Source organism: Bhargavaea sp. CC-171006 (assembly GCF_009761675.1).
GTDB classification, from domain to species: Bacteria; Bacillota; Bacilli; order Bacillales_A; family Planococcaceae; genus Bhargavaea; species Bhargavaea changchunensis.
Window position 1 is genome coordinate 1 of the sequence record NZ_QUZH01000008.1, and the last position, 17,886, is coordinate 17,886.

The window sequence follows — 17,886 nt, forward strand, 5'->3', positions numbered from 1 at the left end:
AAGAGTAGGACGTCGCTGGGCACAAGGCCGTCTCCTTATGGAGGCGGTTTTTTTGTGCGTAAAAAGTCCGAAGGACTATTCACAGAAGTGCTCATAGAAACTCGGCGAGCGCTCATAGAAGACCTGCAAGCGCTCGTAGAATGGACGGAAGCGCTCGTAGAAATCAATGAGCGCTTATGTGGTGGTATCGATTTTCAAATCAATGCAAAACCATCTCCACAAGGAGATGGTGCTTTTTGTATTTTGACCTTATTTGCAGAGTGAAAAGACGGAAATTGCCGAATTATCATTCTAATAGGTCTTCCTTTATGGTATTGTGGAGGGGGATAATTCTAAAGACAGGGGGGCTTTTGAATGAAGGGGTTTAAATATCTGCTGACACTGGCGGCGCTGGTTCTGTTCCTTGCAGCTTGCGGCACCAGTGATGATGGAGCATCTGAAGAAGAGGGCAGCTCGGGTGACGGCGGCGGTGACGGCCAGACGTATACAGTCGGCATTGACACGACCTATCCGCCATTTGAGTTTGAAGACAGCAGCGGGAATTACAAGGGGATTGACGTTGACCTGATCAAGGCCATCGCAAAAAATCAGGGGTTCGAGGTAAAGCTTGAGCCGATGGATTTCGGCGGAATCATTCCGGCTCTCCAGGCAGGCCAGCTGGATGTTGCGATTGCCGGGATGAGTATTACGGATGAACGTAAGGAAATCGTTGATTTCTCCGAACCTTACTTTGAAGCGGGGCTGACGCTTGTCGCCCAGAAAGACAACAATGAGATCGAGGCACTTGAAGACCTGGAAGGCAAAACAGTTGTCGTCAAATCCGGCACGACTGGTGCCCAGTTCGCCCAGGATAATCAGGATGAATACGGTTATGAAATCACCGTGCTTGAAGACAGCCCGTCGATGTTCCAGGAAGTGTCGAACGGCAATGCGGATGTCCTTATCGAAGACTATCCGGTGATCGCGTATGCCATCGCTGAAAGCAACCTGGATCTGCAGATTGTGGGTGACCGTCTGAACGGGGACAACTATGGTATTGCCGTCCTGAAGGGTGAAAACGCGGATCTTCTCGACAAGATCAATGCGGGGCTTCAGGAACTGAAAGACAGCGGCGAGTATGACGAGATCCTGAACACGTACATCTCGGAATAAGGCGGATTGGCAAACGGCGCGCTGGTGCGCGCCTTTTCCATTTATACAACAGAGATCTGCAACGACGGGGGAGTGAATAAATGGATACGATCATTGAGTCCCTTCCCATGCTGTGGGAAGGCTTGAAAATGACGCTTTATATTTTTGCAATCGCCATAGTCCTAGGATTTCTCATCGGCTTGATCATGGCGCTTCTGCGGCTGGCGCCATTTAAGGTCCTGAACTGGATCGCCAAGATTTTCATTGACGCAATACGGGGGACGCCGTTTATTGTCCAGCTGTTCTTCATCTACTTTGGGCTGAACTCATTTTCTTGGGTATCCCTCGATAATGTTTGGGCCGGAATTGTAACCGTTGCCATCAATGCGGGGGCTTACTTCGCGGAAATCATCCGTGCCGGAATCCAGTCGATCGATAAGGGGCAGACGGAAGCGGCAAGGTCGCTGGGACTGAACCAGTCCCAGAACATGCGCTATATCATTCTGCCCCAGGCTTTCCGGCGGATGCTGCCGACGATCACGAACCAGGCGATCATTTCACTTAAGGATACTTCTCTCCTTTCAATCATCGGAGTCGCCGATCTGACACAGCGCGGGCGGGTTATCGTCAGTGCGACATTCGAGCCATTCACCATCTACCTTGCGCTCGGTGTCATGTACTTTATCATCATCTATCTGTTGTCACTCTTGTCCAGTTATCTGGAAAGGAGGTTTGTCCTGCGATGAGTATGATTCAAGTAAGCAATCTCAAGAAGTCATTCGGGGATCTGGAAGTCATAAAAGATATGTCAACTGCTGTCGAGCCTTCTGAAGTGGTGTGTGTGATCGGGCCATCCGGTTCCGGAAAAAGCACATTTCTCCGGTGCCTGAACCGGCTGGAGGAGATATCGGGCGGTCACGTCTATATCGATGGTGCAGATATCACCGATCCGAAAAACAACATCAATGAAATCCGTCAAAAGGTCGGGATGGTGTTTCAGCACTTTAACCTGTTTCCGCATATGACGGTACTGGAGAACCTGACACTCGCCCCGATCAAGCTTGGCAAGCTGAAACCGGATGCCGCCGAGAAAAAGGCGCTTGGCCTGCTGGATAAGGTCGGTCTGGGTGCCAAGGCGAAGTCTTATCCGGGTGAATTGTCAGGCGGCCAAAAACAGCGCGTGGCCATTGCAAGATCCCTTGCCATGGATCCGAAGGTGATGCTGTTCGACGAGCCGACCTCGGCTCTCGACCCGGAGATGGTAGGGGATGTTCTCGGCGTAATGAAGGACCTTGCAAAAGAGGGCATGACAATGATTGTCGTGACGCATGAGATGGGCTTTGCTGCCGAAGTCGCAGACAGGGTACTGTTCATCGACGGAGGCTACATCGTCGAAGAGAATATACCGAATGAACTGTTTGGCAACCCGCAGCATGAGCGGACCAAAGCTTTCCTGAGCAAAGTGCTATGAAAATATTCTAAAACCGTCTCCCTTGCAGGAGGCGGTTTTTCTGACTTGGCGGCAGCCGGTTAATATTAGGTTCACAAACGACCGTGAAAGCCGGCAGATTGTCGGAGTGCGCGCACCTCTCCTGCTTGTCCCGTTTCCCGCCATGTTGCACAATGGAGTCAGGAAAGAAGGGATGAACGTGAAGATTCTGGTAGTCGATGACGATCCGGGAATCCGGGAACTGGTCCGGATCACCCTGCAGGATGCCGGATACGCGGTCGCTGCTGCGGCAGAGGCCATCGGCGCACTCTCGATGCTGGAAGCGGAAAATCCGGATCTGGCGATTGTTGATGTCATGATGCCCGGCATGGACGGTTTTGCGCTCACAAGGGAATTGAAGTCGTTCAAAGATATGCCTGTGCTGCTCCTGACTGCGAAAGGAGCGCTGGAAGACAAGGAACGGGGTTTCCGGGCGGGGTCCGATGACTATGTCGTGAAGCCGTTCGAGCCGAAGGAGCTTCTGTTCCGGGTGGAGGCGATCTTGCGCCGCTATGGGAAGGAGGAGGAGGCGCCGATTTTGGCGGGTCCGCTTGAAATCGACCGGCAGAGCTATGAAGTGACATGCGGCAGCCGGACTCTTCTGCTTCCCCTGAAGGAGTTTGAGCTGCTGACGATTCTTGCATCGCGTCCCAATGTGGTATTTGAGCGAGAACGGCTTCTGGAGCTTGTGTGGGGGCTTGATTATGAAGGGGATGGCGGGACGCTGTCCGTGCATATCAAGCGCATCAGAGGACGCCTGGAGGGGCTTACGGATCGCGTCTCGATCGTAACCGTCAGGGGCGTCGGCTATAAGATGGAGATCCTCCCATGAAATCGCTCTATGGCAAATTCGTCCTGGTTTCTGTTCTCGTACTTACAGGAGGACTGGTTTTGTCGTACCTGATTGTCAACTCGGTGTATCACCGTGTGATGAAGGAAGACAATGACGCAAAACACGTTGCGATTGCAGATTCGATGGCTACATTTATCGGGGAAAACAGCAATCTCGACCTTGATCAGTATATGAGAACCCAGGCGGATGCCGGCTATATCCTCTATGTGACAGACCGTGAAGGGGACGGCAGCTTCTACGGCGGACCCTTTGATGACAAAACCCTTCCTCCCGGAACGGTCGAAAAAGTGCTGTCCGGGGAAACCTACCACGGCATGCGGGACCTGCCTGCGGAAACATTCTGGGCAGGGTATTTTGCCAATGACCTTGCAAACACAGCAGGAGTCCCATTCACATATGACGGCCGGCCGCATGCACTTTTTATCCGGCCGGATATCGGTCTCCTGTTCAGTGAGCTGCACTGGCTGACGGCGATTATGCTCGTATCGATCGCGGTGATCGGTTTTCTGGCGGTCCTGGTTACGGCCAAGCGTCTGATTCGTCCGCTCACAGAGCTGACTGAGGCGACCAACCGGGTGGCTGAGGAGCAGTTCAAGGACCTGCCCGATATCCGCCGGGCAGATGAAATCGGCCAACTGTCCGACAGCTTCCGGAGAATGGCCGATAAGCTAGCGGAAAATGACCTTGCGCGAAAGGCCTTTATCAGTGATGTTTCGCACGACTTCCAGTCACCACTTCAGAATATGAGAGGGTATGCGACCCTTCTCATGAATCCGGAGCTCTCCCGCGACCGGCGCCTGGAGTACGCCAAAATTATCCATGACGAGTCAGGAAGGCTGTCAGGACTGTCCAGGCAACTGCTTTTGCTCACTTCAATTGACCAGTTCACAGCACTTCCGGAACGGGTCAGCATCAATGTGACCCGGCAGCTCAAGGAAGCTGTTCGGAAATTCCGGTGGTCCTTTGACGAAAAAGAGCTGTCGGTCTCCATGGAAGCAGAGAATATGGAGATCTGCGGGGACCGGGAACTTCTGGAGAAAGTCTGGGAAAATCTGTTGTCGAATGCAGTGAAGTACACACCTGACGGGGGAGAGGTCGCGATTGTCCTGAAAAAAGAGGATCATCAAGTCACCGTCACAGTCGAGGACTCGGGACCGGGCATCGCGCCGGAAGACAGGCAGCGGGTTTTTGAACGGTTCTACCGGACGGAAAAAGCCAGAGGCAAGGAAGGTGGGACAGGGCTCGGCCTGTCCATCGTGAAGGAGGTTGTCGGTCTGCATGGCGGAAGTGTTGTGGCCAGTGTCAGCGATCTGGGAGGGGCCAAGTTCACGGTTACTCTTCCGGGACGGTAATCCAATAGTTTGAAAACCGGCACCCAGTACTGGATCGATGGCGGAATGGCTGCTCTCTGAACCCATCCGCCGACCAAACCGCATGGAAACATGCGGTTTTTTTCTATATTGTCACCCCGAGTTCATCTTCCGTTCAACTTGGAGATTTATAATGAAACCATCAAGTGAACGGAGGGATTCAACATGCAAGAAAAATGGAGTCTGCGCCTCATGCGCATCGCAGCCATTTTCGGGCTGATCGGTACGGTGATCGGCTCCCACATGGCAGGAGCGGGATCCTATGCGTTCCGCCCGATCCACGCTCATATCCTGCTCGTCGGCTGGCTGTCGGTGTTTTCCTGGGGCGTCTTTTATAAGCTTTACGCAGTACGGTCTCAGAAACTGGTCGCCATCCACGGCTGGACAGGAATCCTCGGGGCGATCGGCCTGACCGCGGGGATGTGGCTGCAGTTCATGCAGCCGTTCGGAATCAATGAAACGTTCTCGCTCATCTTCTACATCGTAGGTGGGACAACTCTGCTCGTCGCATTCGCATTGTTTGTTGCGATAACCTTCATGACTGAGAAAGAAGGAAATCGCCGATGAAAGGAAAACGGAAGTATTGGGCGACCCTGCTCATCTGGATCATCGCGGCGTCGGTGCTGTCCATGGTGGCACCCGGGGCAAGGGACTTTTTCGAGCCGAATGAAAACTCCGGACTTCCTGCGGATGAGCCGTCGATTGTCGCTTCCGAGCGGATCAACGATTACTTCCCTTCGGAGGAAGGGGTTCCCGCTATCGTTGTTGCAGAAAACTCGGATGGGCTGACCGAAGAACAGATCACCGCCTTTGCGGAAGCGATCGGCGGGCTTTCCGAAAACGGGTCCTATGAAGACGTGACGGTCATCCCGGCACAGGCGCTTCTTGGAACAAGGGATACGTTCCTCTCCGAAGATGGAACGGTATTTTTTGCTCCGGTCACCCTGCCTGGCCTGGAAGGGACGGAGCTGAAGGTTCTTCTGGACGACATGAAAGAAACCGTCGCCGCGGAAGCGGGAGACGGCATGGAAATCTATTGGACCGGGCCGGCGGGTATCGCTGCCGATGCTGTCGAGCTGTTTTCACGGGCGGATGTCGTCCTGATCCTGTCGACTGTCGCCATTATCCTGGTCCTGCTCCTCATCATCTACCGCTCGCCGCTTCTGGCGCTGATCCCGCTTATCGGGGCATCGATCGTCTATACGGTCGTCGATAAAGTGGTCGGACTGGGCGCGTCGGCCGGCTGGTACGTCACCGAGAACCAGTCCATCTCGATCATGCTCGTCCTGCTGTTCGCGGTCGTCACCGACTACTCGCTGCTTGTATTCTCGCGATTCCGCGAAGAATTGCGGACGCATGAGGACACAGCGGTGGCCATGGATGCCGCTGTACGGGGCGTCCGGGAACCGATCTTCTTCAGCGGAAGCACCATCTTCCTCGGTGTCCTTACTTTGTTCGTCGCGCTTTATGAGTCTTACCGGAACTTTGCGCCGGTGTTTGCCATTGCTACTGCGATTATCCTGATCGCCGGCCTGACACTGCTTCCGGCTCTGTTCGCCATTGCGGGGCGCAAGGCATTCTGGCCGAGGATCCCGGCTTACGGCGAACAGAAGTCAGACAAGAAAACCATCTGGGCGCGCATTGCCGAAAAGGTCACGGCCCGCCCGGTTGCATTCCTGATTCCTGTGCTGGCCGTGCTCGTCATCGCTTCGATCAACACGGTCAATTACAAGGAATCGTTTGACCTGATCAAATCGTTCCCGGATGATCTGTCTTCACGCCAAGGGTTTGAAGTGCTTGGTGACACGTTCGGCGAAGGGGAACTGGCTCCGGGAACGGTGCTTGTTGTGTCAAAAGACACGATCACGCCGGACCAGGCTGCGGAACTCGCAGACGCCATCGAAAAAGAACCGGGCATCGCAGGAACCTCCTTCCAGGGCATGCCGGTCTCTGAAGACGGCGAGGCGGTCCAGGTCACGGTCACGTTCGACTCGAACCCGTATGAAAGCGATGCTCTTGATGCGGCGAACCAGTTGAGGGACCGCGGCATGGACATCGCCGAAGAAGCTGGGATCGATGCCGCCGAGTTTCATCTGGCGGGCCAGAGCGCGATCAATGCGGACCTGAGGGACATCAATGACCGTGACACGCTGATCATCATGATTGCTGTCGCGCTCCTGATCACGCTCATGCTGGCGTTCCAGACCCGCTCGGTCATCGCGCCACTGTATCTGATCGGCACGCTGCTGCTGTCATTTGCGGCCACGCTCGGGCTATCGATCTTCCTGTTCGATGTGTTCTTCGGAACGGATGAAATCAGCTACCGCATCCCGCTTTACACATTTGTCTTCCTGATCGCGCTTGGCGTCGATTACTCCATCATGCTCATCGCCAGGATCCGGGAAGAGCGGAAGCATCATGAGCTGAAGGAGGCCGTCAAGCTCGGTGTCGAGAAAACGGGCGGCGTCATCAGTTCGGCAGGGCTTATTCTGGCCGCGACATTCCTTGTGCTCGGTACGATGCCGATTTATGAACTTAAGCTGTTCGGCATCATGATGGCACTCGGCATCCTGATCGACACATTCGTCGTCCGGCCGCTGCTGATTCCGGCCATCATCCTCCTGCTCGGGAAAAGGAGCGGAATCTGATTAAACGAATAAAACCGCAGGCCTCGTCACGTTGACCGGGCCTGCGGTTTTTTGCATGGTTATTCGATGATGATTTTCTTGGACGGCATCGTGTGCTGGCCGCGGGCGGTCGTATGAGGGATCACCTTATAGGTGCCCGGCTCGTCGAAGGTTTTCGTGATGGGGTAAGCTTCTTCTCCGTCGAATTCGGCCACGATCATTTCGCTTTCTCCGGCCTCGTTCTGGATCTCGTACTTCACTTCATCCGCGTCTTCAACCACTTCATCACCCAGTGTGACGACGGTGCGGATGGTCACTTCTTCCCCGACAGCCGCTTTCTCCGGCAACTGCATATCCACGGTGAGCGGGTGTACGCCTTGTGCGGCATCCGTCTCTTCGTGTCCGGCATGGTCACCACCGGTTTCTCCCGACTGGTCATCAGAGGTGCCGCACGCGCCGAGCAAGAAAATCAGGAAGGCAGACAAAAGAGTGAAAGTCATTTTTTTCTTCATGAAAGTACCCTCTTTCCATTGATCTACTGACTCTATCAAACCATATGGGCATCCGAAAAACATGACAATCAAAAGGCGATTACGGCGATTCAGTGACGATGGGCGTGGCGGAACGCCTCCGTTCGAACAGCGAGGGCACGATCATGCCGATGAGGATGACGATGATACCCACGAGCTGCACACCCGAGAACGGTTCATGCAGGAGCAGCACGGAAACGGTGACCGCGACCGGCAGTTCAGTCGAGCTCAGGATCGAGGACAGGCCGGAGCCGACATGCGGAACAGCCATTCCGAACAGGACAACGGGTGCGATGATTCCGAAGACACCGAGCAGCAAGCCGTACATCCAGAGGCCGTCAGTCAGGCTTCCGTTCCAGAGAATCTCCGGAGACTGGAAGATGGAGATGATGACAGCTGCGACAAATGATGTGATGAGCAGCCTTGTGAGCGTATCCATGCCCTCGACCGTTTTGCGATTCGAGAAGATAAAAAGAGAGAAGGTGAGTGCCGCGGCCATCCCCCACGCCCAGCCCTGCCAAGGAATGCCGGTCAGATCGGTGCCGATCAGTCCGGCTGCAAGGACCGTGCCCATAAAGAGAAGGACGAGCGAAATAACTTCCGCCCGGTTGGGCAGCCGCTTTCTGGCGATGCAGTCAATCAGCATGCCGATCCAGGTAAACTGGAACAACAGGACGACGGCAAGCGATGCGGGCAGGTAGACCAGCGATTTTCCGTATACGATACCGGTCGCCGCCGTGAAGACGCCTGCCGGGATCAGTGCCGCTGCTCCTTTCAGGCTGGGCAGCCGCCGGTTGATGACGGCAAACAGGATGAGCGCCAGGAAAAAGCCGGTCATATATTGGGCGGTTACCGCCTCGGACGCCGTAAAACCGGCGTTCATGGCGAGCTTGATATTGGTTGACAGGATGCCGTAGCAGGACGAGCCCACTGCGATCATCACGGGATAAATCCATTTAGGCATTTCTTTGTTTCCTCCATTCCAACCGATAGTATAGCATGGCCGGAGGGTATGGAGGGAATGGGAGCGTTACTGAAGCGGAGCGGCAAAATTTTCTTCCGGACGAAACTTTGCCATCCGACGGAACGTAGAATAATCATCATGATTTTGGAGGGATTCCCATGTCCTTTACGGAACAGCTTGCAGAGATTCCATGGGGGCTGATCTGGCCGCTGATCGTCATCCAGCTCATCCTCATGACGGCAGCGCTGATCGACCTCAACAGAAAGCGTTCGACAAACGGGCCGGTCATTCTTTGGGTATTCATTATCATCTTTATTAATACGCTCGGACCGGTCCTTTACTTTACGGTCGGGAGGCGGCATTCGTGAACATGGTGCTGGAGGTATCCGGGCTCACCAAGCAGTATGACGGATTCCGTGCGGTCGACGGGCTGACATTTTCGCTTGCGGAGCATACGGCGACGGCACTTATCGGGCCGAACGGCTCAGGCAAGACGACGACGCTCTCCATGCTCGCGGGACTGCTCCGGCAGTCATCGGGATCGATCCGGTTCAGCGGTACAGGGAAGGATCCGCGCAGCGCCATCGGATTTCTGCCCCAGTATCCGAATTTCTTCCCCTGGATGACAGCAACCGAGTACATGGAACTGGCGGCAGGCCTGAGCGGAATGGGGGGACGTGATGTGCGTTCCGAATGCGAGAAGACGCTTGGGTTTGTCGGGCTCGGGGATGCCGGGAAAAAGAGGATTGGCGGATTTTCCGGAGGAATGAAGCAGAGGCTCGGTCTGGCCCAGGCCATCATCCACCGGCCGGCGCTTCTTCTACTGGATGAACCGGTGTCTGCACTTGACCCGGCGGGACGGCGCGAAGTGATGGAGATGCTGAAGGAGCTCGGCGAATCCACGACGATCCTTTACTCAACCCATATCCTGAACGACGCAGAAGAAATGACCGATCAGCTGCTGTTTTTGAGGGGCGGAAAGCTGATTGAGAAGGGGCCTCTCCGTGAGGTCAGGGAAAAGCATGGCGGTTCGGGGTACAGGGTCCTATTCAGCGGGCAGGAGGCCGCGGAGCGGTTTGCAGATGCGGTCCCGTGGGCTGCAAGTGCCGACGGTTCGGCCGTCATGATTTCCGGGGAAACGGTTACGATGGAAGAACTGCTCCGGTTCGCCTCGGAACATCCGGCCGGCATCACAGACATCGGCCGGACCGCTGTCCGGCTGGAAGAAATCTTCATGAAGGTGGTGGGGAAGCCATGAGTCAGTTCAGTCTATTTCTTGGCAAGGAGTGGCGTGAGCAGGCAAGAAGCTTCAAACTTGTCTGGGTTCCGCTCGTCTTCATCTTTTTCGGTGTGTTGGAACCTCTAACCTACCACTTCCTTCCTCAGATCCTGGACAGTGTCGGCAACCTGCCTGAAGGGTCGGATTTCACACTTCCTGAAATGACGGGAGCTGACGTCTACGCTTCGCTCACCGGGCAGTATCAGACAATCGGACTGCTAGTCCTCGTTCTGGCATTCATGGGTTCGCTTTCCGGAGAACGAAAAAGCGGCACCGGCACGCTTTTATACGTGCGTCCAATCTCCTATGCGGCCTATTACATGTCGAAATGGACGGCAGCCGTGCTGCTCGCGGTCGTTTCCCTGTGGCTCGGATACGGCATGGCGGCGACCTATATCGTGCAGTTGTATGATCATGTGCCCGCTTTTTCGGATATGGTCCTGTTTCTCCTGGTCCTTGCGGTATGGATCGGTTTCGTCGTGACACTCACGCTGACGGCAAGCTCGGCGCTTCCGACGGGAGGTGCTGCCGGAGCGGCACTCGGCATCCTGTTTATCGGCATGATGATCGACAGCCTTGTCGGGACGTACTGGACATGGTCTCCGTGGAAGCTGCAGGCTTATGGTCTGGCGTTTCTCACAGGCAGTCCTGATTCCGGCGATCTGGCAGGTGCGCTCGTCATGACCGCCGTCCTGGCGGCATTATTGGTGCTTTTCGGCATTCTGCAGGCCCGAAGAAATGCGGCAAAAGCAAAAGTATAAGAGGGGGAGGAAGATGACAGCCAGAAATTCCGAACGGTTCCTGGTCGCCTTTAACCGGATCGAAAAGGCACTTGAGAAGATAACCGGAACCGGCTCTTATGTCTCTTTTTTCAAGCTGATTGACTTTGCCAAGAAGAAGAACGCCATCGTCCGCCGTTTTGAAGATGACTTGCGGGAATATGGTGACTTGCGCAATGCGATTGTCCATCACCGGACCGCCGTGGAATACGCCATTGCCGAACCGCATGATGAGGTTGTGGAGAAGATTGAGCGGATTGACCGCACGCTGACCGAACCGCCTGTTGCAGGGGATCAGTTCCGCAGGCGGGTTCACATCTTCAGTCCTGGCGATTCATTTGCGGAAGCACTCAGGATGGCAGGGAAGAAGAAGGACTTCCAGATTCCGGTTTATGATCGGGGTGAGTTCCGCGGACTGATTTCTCCTTCCGGACTCATGGAATATTTGGCGGACACAATCTCTGAAGACGTCATTTCCGGGGAAATAACGACGCTTTCCGACATTCTCCGGCACATCCATACCTCGCGCTCATATGAATTCATCCCAGCCGGCCTTTCCATTTACGCCGCCGAGGAAATGTTTTCGGAAGCCGTCGTGAAAGGCCGCCGGCTGGATGCGCTGCTCATTACGGAAAATGGCAGGGATGACGAGAAGCTCCTTGGTATCATTACGCCCTGGGACCTGGTCAAAATCGAATAACATTAAGAAAAAGCCCCCGGGTGGCGAATATGCCGCCCGGGGGCTTCCATGTCATCTGTTTTAGTTTTCGTCTTCCAGCGTTTCCTCGTTTTGCGCATAGTCGGCACCGGGGAACTTCTGGGTGGTTGAGGAATCATGTTTGCTCATCCGGTTATGATTTTCCTCGATCTCTTCCTGTTTCCGGTCCTCTATCGGTATCGCATCGACATGCTTCATATCCTCGTCCTTTTCGTAAATGCTTTTGCCTTCCAATCCTTTCATGTTTTCAGGGTTGTCCTTGTTCTCGGGAGTCAGGTCCAATTCCTCTTCGACTCCCCAAGTTTCCTCTACTTTTTTCTTTTCTTGACGATTTTCCACATTACGCACCTCTTTCCTTTATTAACCGGTTGTTACCGCGTTTTGCACGGGTATTCCGGAGGTTTTCCTACCTTTATTATTTCCTTGCGTACAGTGCTTCAAACCACAAGCGGCGGGCTTCCCGCATGACGATTCTTTCATTTTTGTAATAGTTTCAGACTCTGTCACCCGGGTAAACATCAAGTAGTCGCACCTCAACATCAACAATGAAAAGATGGAGGGATTCAGAATGGTAAACAGAAAGTATATCGGTACGTATCGCACAGAAGAAGAAGTCATGAACAAGATCGAGCAACTGAAGACGGAAGGTTACGACGAGTCAAGCCTTTACGTCGTCACAAACAACTCGGACAATCTGAATACGCTGCGGGGACGGATGGACGTCGACGCACGTGGTACGGATGATGACCGCGGCTGGCTCGACCGCTTCATGGACTTCCTCGGCGGTGATGAATCGAACCGCGGAGCTTTCAACGACATGGGCTTCACGGAAGAAGAAGCGAACCAGTACTACACTGATGCACGCGACGGCGGCATCCTGCTGTTTGCTGATGAAGAGTACGGGCATGCCGGAGGAGATATGATGGACAGCACGAACGTCGGCCATTATGACTCTGGCGTGGTCAACGAAGACGGCATGACAGTGGATACACCTCCGCTCGGCGAGGGTCGCGGTGAATCTGTAGGTTCCGGCCGCTTCACTGAAAACGCCCATCTGCATACTCATGAGCATGATCACCACGACCATCTCCATGAAGACGATGAAGCCCGCCGGCTGCGCCTTCACGAGGAGAAACTGAATGTCGACAAGGAGCGCGTGCAGACGGGTGAAGTGGATATCGACAAACATGTAGTTACAGACGAGCAGTCAGTGGAAGTTCCGGTCACCCGTGAAGAAGTATACGTCGAGCGCCGCAAAGTGGACGGCGAGATGGCAGACGGCGAAGTCTTCGAGGATGATGACAGCATCCATATCCCGGTAACGGAAGAGCGGGTCGAAGTGACAAAACGTCCAGTCGTCAGCGAAGAGATTGTTGTCGGCAAGCGTGAAATCCAGGACACTGAAACAGTCAATGAAACGGTACGCCGCGAAGAAGTAGACATTGACAAATCCGGCGATGTCCATGAAGAGTACGGACGGACAGGCGGCGAAACACGTGCGTTCAATGAATCGGCATCGGATTTCGATCTTGATGACGATCAGGATCTTGAACTGCGCAACCGCGATTTGAATAATCGCGACCTGAACGACCGTGACCGCCTGTAAATCACAGATACACATTCAACAAGGAGGAATGCAGCATGGCAGACAAAGACCACGGCTTTTCCGATAAGATGAAAGGCGCCGTCAACAAGGTGAAAGGCGAAGCGAAAGATCAGTGGGGCAATGCCACGGATGACACTTCCATGCAGGCCGAAGGCAAATATGATAAAACCAAAGGTAATGTTCAGGACAAGATCGGGGAAGTCAAAGACAAATTCTCCGACGGCGAGCGATAAACACCTTCAAACCGGGGAGGCCTAGCCTCCCCGGTTTCTTTTTGTCAGAGTGAGACGAAAGTCTGGTGTCGAGAAACCGAGAAAATGGGGGATTTTATTTAAAACGTGACTAAATATGGTTGAAAGAATTTTCAAATAAATTTATACTGGAAGAAAAAGAGAACGGGGAAAGGCGGGAGTGGAAATGAAGTTGCGTAAGGGCAGGTTTGCCAAGTGGAAAGGCGATGATTATGAACTGGCTTCTTACCAGCGGACTTATTATTTAACTACGGATGATCCTTCTCTTTCAAGTGAAGGTTTCCATCCGCAGGAAGGGCGCCCGGGCCGTTACATCCGGGAAGTGTCCGTCAAAGATCTGGAGGATGCCTATGAAATCATCCCTTATACGATCTATAAGAGTCATAGGTTTACAATCGAAGGCGAGACCAAAGACGGGAAACTCGTCTTGGTCACCAGCGATCCCTATGTCCGGAGCAAAGTGGATGTAAAGCCGTACGGCAGGCATGAATTCATCATCGAGGTTCCGGCTGCTGAAGTCGACGTCACGGAGGAGCGCAGGAGAATCCTTGGATTCAGCGGATCCCCCTCTATTTACTAACAGCGCCTAAAAGCGGAAAAACAGTATATGTTATAATAATAAAAGGTTCACCGTATCGGGTGGACCTTTTTAAGGTCTTGTATATCAATGATCAAAAAGCAGACGGGGGTTTTGGAATGCTTGTATTTGATAATGTCTCAAAAGTCTATGCAGGCGGCAAGCGAGCCGTCGACCGACTGAATCTTGAGATTGAAGAAGGGGAGTTTGTCTGCCTGATCGGCCCGAGCGGCTGCGGCAAGACGACCACCATGAAGATGATCAACCGGCTGGTCCGTCCGACGGAAGGGAAAATCCTGCTGAACGGCGAAAACCTGCTCGACAAAAATGTGGTCAACCTGCGCCGTTCGATCGGGTATGTCATCCAGCAGATCGGCCTGTTCCCACACATGACGATCCGTGACAATATCGCGCTTGTCCCGAGGCTCAAGGGCATGCCGGCAGAAGAACGATACAGGCGTGCAGAAGAACTGATGGAACTCGTCAACATGCCAAAGGAATTTCTTGACCGCTATCCGCATGAACTGAGCGGCGGTCAGCAACAGCGGATCGGAGTCTTGCGGGCGCTCGCATCTGATCCGCCGCTGATCCTCATGGACGAGCCATTCGGCGCGCTCGACCCGATCACTCGGGATTCCCTGCAGGCGGAGTTCAAGAACCTTCAGCAGACGCTCGGCAAAACCATCATCTTTGTCACACATGACATGGACGAAGCGCTGAAGCTGGCCGATAAAATTGTCATCATGCGTGCCGGAAAGATTGTCCAGACAGGATCGCCGGATGAAATCCTCCGGCATCCGGCCGATGAATTCGTCGAAGACTTTATCGGCAAGGAACGCCTTGCCCAGGCCAGGCAGCAGCTGCAGACTGTCGGCCAGATCATGAATCCTGATCCGGTGTCGGTAGGAATGGGTGAAACCCTGTCCCAGGCAGTCAGGCTTATGCGCAAGCGCAGGGTGGATTCCCTGCTTGTGACGGACGGGGCGGGCGTGTTCCGCGGCTGGGTGACGGTCGAGATGATCGACCGGCATAAAAACTGGGATGCTGCTGTAGCAGACATTATGGAGACAGACGTCCCGACCGTGCGGGCCGATACGCTACTGCGTGACGCGACGCGAAATATCCTCGTACGTGGCCTGAAATATGTACCGGTTGTGGACGAGCGAAAGCAACTGGCCGGCATCCTCACCAGGACAAGCCTTGTCGATGTCCTGTATGACTCCGTCTGGGGGGATGCGGAAGACGAATCTTCCGGCCTGCCGGCTGACGGGGAGGGAGCCTGATGGACAGTCTCCAAAATTTCTTCTCCGAATACGGAATTCTACTGCTTGAAAAGACTTGGGAGCACCTTTACATCTCCTTTGCCGCTCTCGCGTTGGGCGTGATTGTTGCGGTGCCGCTCGGCATCCTGCTCGCTCGGCTTCCGAAGGTCGCAGGGCTCATCATGGGTATCGCAGGGATTGTCCAGACGTTCCCGAGCCTCGCGATTCTCGCCTTCTTTATTCCCCTCCTCGGCATCGGAAAAGTCCCTGCAATTGCGGCGCTTTTCCTGTACTCGATGTTGCCCATCCTCAGGAATACATATATCGGCGTGAAAAATGTGGATCCGAATCTGCTCGAGGCCTCCCGCGGCATGGGAATGACCGCTATCCAGCGAACGGTCCGTGTCGAGCTTCCGCTGGCAGTGCCGGTCATCATGGCGGGAATCCGGATGTCCGCGGTTTATCTGATCGGCTGGGCGACCCTCGCATCGTTTATCGGGGGCGGCGGTCTGGGTGACTTGATCTTTGACGGATTGAACCTGTTCCGCCCTGACCTGATCATCGGCGGAGCGGTTCCGGTTACACTTCTTGCTATTTTGCTTGACTGGCTCCTGGGCAGGCTTGAGAGGACCGCAACCCCGGTCGGCATCCGAATGGAAAGGGAGGGTGCGTGATGAAGAACCGTCTTTTCAGAAACGGTCTGATGTTCATGCTTATCGTTGCTCTGCTTACAGGGTGCTCGCTTCCCGGACTGGGCGGCGGCGCAGAGGGAACTGTCCGTATCTCGACGCTGACCAGTACCGAGACCCAGGTGCTCGGACACATGCTGCGGCTTCTGATTGAAGAGGAAACGGATCTTAAAGTGGAGATGGTCGAGAACCTGGGCACATCGATTATCCAGCATCAGGCGCTCACCGACGAACAGGTCGACATCACCGCAGCGCGCTATACCGGGACCGATATGGCGTCAATACTCGATGTTGCACCTATGAAGGACCCGGACGAAGCGATGGCTTTTGTTCAGAAGGAATTCGACGAGCGCTTTGACCAGGTCTGGTATGACTCATACGGATTCCAGAACACTTACGCCTTCACCGTGACGGAGGAGTTTGCCCGACGGGAAGGGCTCAAGACAGTCTCCGACCTCGAGAAGGTAGCCGACAGCCTGAAACTTGGCGTCGACAACAACTGGCTGAATCGCCAGGGAGATGGATATCAGGGCTTTATAGAGGCTTACGGTTTTGAATTCGGTGAGGCGCTGCCTATGTCGCTCGGGCTTGTCTACCAGGCAGTCAAAAGCGGCAAAATGGATGTCGTCCTCGCCTACAGCACGGATGGACGGCTGAAGGCATTCAATCTGAAGACCCTTGAAGACGACAAGCGCTTTTTCCCTCCGTATGAAACGTCGCCAGTCACCCGCAAAGACGTGCTTGAAAAACATCCGGAACTGGACGGATTGCTTAAGCGAATGGCCGGCACGATTGATGCGGAAACGATGACACAACTGAACTACGAGGCGGACGTCAACAAAAAAGAGCCGGCCATCGTCGCAAAAGAGTTCCTCGAAGAACACAACTATTTCAGGGATAAGGGAGAGTGATGGAATGGAGACCATCCAGGAACTGTGGAATTATTACCAGGTCAACGGATCTTATGTCATGGAGCAGTTCATCCGCCATTTCCTCATGTCGGCTTACGGAGTGCTGTTTGCCGCCCTGGTCGGCATCCCGGCGGGCATCCTGATCGCCCGCTACGGCAAGCTGAGCGGCTGGGTGCTCACGGCGGCCAACCTGATCCAGACCATTCCGGCGCTCGCGATGCTCGCGGTCCTCATGCTTTCCATGGGGCTTGGCGCCAACACGGTCGTCATGAGTTTGTTCCTTTATTCGCTCCTGCCGATCATCCGGAACACCTACACCGGCATTCGGAGCGTTGACAGCTCGCTCCTGGAAGCTGGGCGCGCAATGGGTATGACAGGCGCACAGCGGCTGTTCATGGTTGAGTTGCCGCTGTCGCTGTCGGTCATCATGGCCGGCCTCCGAACGGCACTGATCATCGCGATCGGCGTCGCCACGATCGGCGCGTTTATCGGAGGCGGCGGCCTCGGATCAATCATCATCCGGGGCACGAACGTCACCGACGGTGCGGCCATTATCCTCGCCGGCGCGATCCCGACCGCCCTGATGGCGGTAATTGCGGACGTTGTCATGAGCTGGGTTGAAAAAGCCCTCTCGCCGGCCAACCAGAAACGTGCCGTCAAGGCCGGAACAGCGAATACGTAACAGTACCGCCCCCGTAAAACTTGCGGGGGCGGTTTTGTATGGTGGCCGCGATGATGTGAGTTACGAAGGGGAAAAGTGAGCCGCATCCGTGACACGTACAGCCTCCTCGAATCCAAGCGTTGCCGCCGGGAGCAGCCCCCGCTTTCCTTTCCCGGTGCGGCATGTTCA

Annotated in this window: 22 protein-coding genes; 19 read left to right on the plus strand and 3 right to left on the minus strand. The window is 54.6% G+C overall.

The genetic code is table 11. The features are described from left to right. The 8 genes from DZC51_RS04050 to DZC51_RS04085 all read left to right on the plus strand — a co-directional run. Window positions 1-264: hypothetical protein (locus DZC51_RS04050; RefSeq protein WP_232524055.1), on the plus strand; the 264-nt coding region annotated here is incomplete at its 5' end. Between the two features lie 90 nt (window positions 265-354). After that, window positions 355-1,152, plus strand: a complete 798-nt coding sequence (locus DZC51_RS04055) for a transporter substrate-binding domain-containing protein (protein ID WP_157294098.1) — start codon at window positions 355-357, stop codon at window positions 1,150-1,152. 80 nt (window positions 1,153-1,232) lie between these two features. Continuing rightward, entirely contained in the window at window positions 1,233-1,877 is a 645-nt protein-coding gene (locus DZC51_RS04060; protein ID WP_157294099.1) for an amino acid ABC transporter permease, read from the plus strand. Next, window positions 1,874-2,602 carry an amino acid ABC transporter ATP-binding protein gene (locus DZC51_RS04065; RefSeq protein WP_157294100.1) on the plus strand — a complete coding sequence of 243 codons (729 nt, stop codon included), beginning with the start codon at window positions 1,874-1,876 and terminating at the stop codon, window positions 2,600-2,602. Before DZC51_RS04060 ends, DZC51_RS04065 begins: the two co-directional genes overlap by 4 nt. Window positions 2,603-2,780: 178 nt before the next feature. Further along, window positions 2,781-3,452 (plus strand): response regulator transcription factor, encoded by a 672-nt coding sequence (locus DZC51_RS04070; RefSeq protein ID WP_157294101.1) that lies wholly within the window; start codon window positions 2,781-2,783, stop codon window positions 3,450-3,452. After that, window positions 3,449-4,825, plus strand: coding sequence for a sensor histidine kinase (locus DZC51_RS04075; RefSeq protein WP_157294102.1), 1,377 nt, complete (start codon window positions 3,449-3,451; stop codon window positions 4,823-4,825). The genes DZC51_RS04070 and DZC51_RS04075 overlap by 4 nt, the downstream gene beginning before the upstream one ends. 183 nt (window positions 4,826-5,008) lie before the next feature. Next, on the plus strand, window positions 5,009-5,410 hold the full coding sequence (locus DZC51_RS04080; RefSeq protein ID WP_157294103.1) for a hypothetical protein: 402 nt from the start codon (window positions 5,009-5,011) through the stop codon (window positions 5,408-5,410). After that, window positions 5,407-7,491 carry an MMPL family transporter gene (locus DZC51_RS04085; protein WP_157294104.1) on the plus strand — a complete coding sequence of 695 codons (2,085 nt, stop codon included), beginning with the start codon at window positions 5,407-5,409 and terminating at the stop codon, window positions 7,489-7,491. Before DZC51_RS04080 ends, DZC51_RS04085 begins: the two co-directional genes overlap by 4 nt. Window positions 7,492-7,550: 59 nt before the next feature. Here the strand turns inward: DZC51_RS04085 and DZC51_RS04090 are convergent, their stop codons facing one another. Further along, entirely contained in the window at window positions 7,551-7,982 is a 432-nt protein-coding gene (locus DZC51_RS04090; RefSeq protein ID WP_157294105.1) for a FixH family protein, read from the minus strand. A 79-nt stretch (window positions 7,983-8,061) separates the two neighbouring features. After that, window positions 8,062-8,964 (minus strand): EamA family transporter, encoded by a 903-nt coding sequence (locus DZC51_RS04095; protein ID WP_157294106.1) that lies wholly within the window; start codon window positions 8,962-8,964, stop codon window positions 8,062-8,064. A gap of 158 nt (window positions 8,965-9,122) precedes the next feature. Here DZC51_RS04095 and DZC51_RS04100 point away from each other — a divergent pair, with 158 nt between their 5' ends. Genes DZC51_RS04100 through DZC51_RS04115 form a run of 4 tightly spaced genes read left to right on the plus strand, consistent with a single transcriptional unit; the run spans window position 9,123 to window position 11,722 of the window. After that, a complete protein-coding gene (locus DZC51_RS04100; protein WP_157294107.1) occupies window positions 9,123-9,332 on the plus strand; it encodes a PLD nuclease N-terminal domain-containing protein in 210 nt (69 codons plus the stop codon). Continuing rightward, window positions 9,329-10,222, plus strand: coding sequence for an ABC transporter ATP-binding protein (locus tag DZC51_RS04105; protein WP_198304054.1), 894 nt, complete (start codon window positions 9,329-9,331; stop codon window positions 10,220-10,222). The genes DZC51_RS04100 and DZC51_RS04105 overlap by 4 nt, the downstream gene beginning before the upstream one ends. Next, window positions 10,219-11,004, plus strand: a complete 786-nt coding sequence (locus tag DZC51_RS04110) for an ABC transporter permease (RefSeq protein WP_157294108.1) — start codon at window positions 10,219-10,221, stop codon at window positions 11,002-11,004. The genes DZC51_RS04105 and DZC51_RS04110 overlap by 4 nt, the downstream gene beginning before the upstream one ends. A gap of 13 nt (window positions 11,005-11,017) precedes the next feature. Beyond that, window positions 11,018-11,722 (plus strand): CBS domain-containing protein, encoded by a 705-nt coding sequence (locus tag DZC51_RS04115; protein WP_157294109.1) that lies wholly within the window; start codon window positions 11,018-11,020, stop codon window positions 11,720-11,722. Between the two features lie 60 nt (window positions 11,723-11,782). Here the strand turns inward: DZC51_RS04115 and DZC51_RS04120 are convergent, their stop codons facing one another. Beyond that, window positions 11,783-12,079 (minus strand): hypothetical protein, encoded by a 297-nt coding sequence (locus DZC51_RS04120; RefSeq protein WP_157294110.1) that lies wholly within the window; start codon window positions 12,077-12,079, stop codon window positions 11,783-11,785. A gap of 229 nt (window positions 12,080-12,308) precedes the next feature. Between DZC51_RS04120 and DZC51_RS04125 the strand changes: the two genes are divergently transcribed. The 7 genes from DZC51_RS04125 (at window position 12,309) to DZC51_RS04155 (ending at window position 17,718) form a co-directional block, all read left to right on the plus strand. Then, window positions 12,309-13,346, plus strand: coding sequence for a YsnF/AvaK domain-containing protein (locus DZC51_RS04125; protein ID WP_232524056.1), 1,038 nt, complete (start codon window positions 12,309-12,311; stop codon window positions 13,344-13,346). 35 nt (window positions 13,347-13,381) lie between these two features. Further along, window positions 13,382-13,579 carry a CsbD family protein gene (locus DZC51_RS04130; protein ID WP_157294112.1) on the plus strand — a complete coding sequence of 66 codons (198 nt, stop codon included), beginning with the start codon at window positions 13,382-13,384 and terminating at the stop codon, window positions 13,577-13,579. Between the two features lie 184 nt (window positions 13,580-13,763). Continuing rightward, entirely contained in the window at window positions 13,764-14,177 is a 414-nt protein-coding gene (locus tag DZC51_RS04135; RefSeq protein WP_157294113.1) for a hypothetical protein, read from the plus strand. Window positions 14,178-14,293: 116 nt separating this feature from the next. Beyond that, window positions 14,294-15,457, plus strand: coding sequence for a betaine/proline/choline family ABC transporter ATP-binding protein (locus DZC51_RS04140; RefSeq protein WP_157294114.1), 1,164 nt, complete (start codon window positions 14,294-14,296; stop codon window positions 15,455-15,457). After that, the gene (locus DZC51_RS04145; RefSeq protein ID WP_157294115.1) at window positions 15,457-16,110 is read left to right on the plus strand and encodes an ABC transporter permease; all 654 of its coding nucleotides are present in this window, start codon (window positions 15,457-15,459) and stop codon (window positions 16,108-16,110) included. The genes DZC51_RS04140 and DZC51_RS04145 overlap by 1 nt, the downstream gene beginning before the upstream one ends. Next, window positions 16,110-17,036, plus strand: coding sequence for an osmoprotectant ABC transporter substrate-binding protein (locus DZC51_RS04150; protein WP_157294116.1), 927 nt, complete (start codon window positions 16,110-16,112; stop codon window positions 17,034-17,036). The genes DZC51_RS04145 and DZC51_RS04150 overlap by 1 nt, the downstream gene beginning before the upstream one ends. A 4-nt stretch (window positions 17,037-17,040) precedes the next feature. Continuing rightward, window positions 17,041-17,718, plus strand: coding sequence for an ABC transporter permease (locus tag DZC51_RS04155; protein WP_157294117.1), 678 nt, complete (start codon window positions 17,041-17,043; stop codon window positions 17,716-17,718). The last annotated feature ends 168 nt before the right edge of the window (window positions 17,719-17,886 follow it).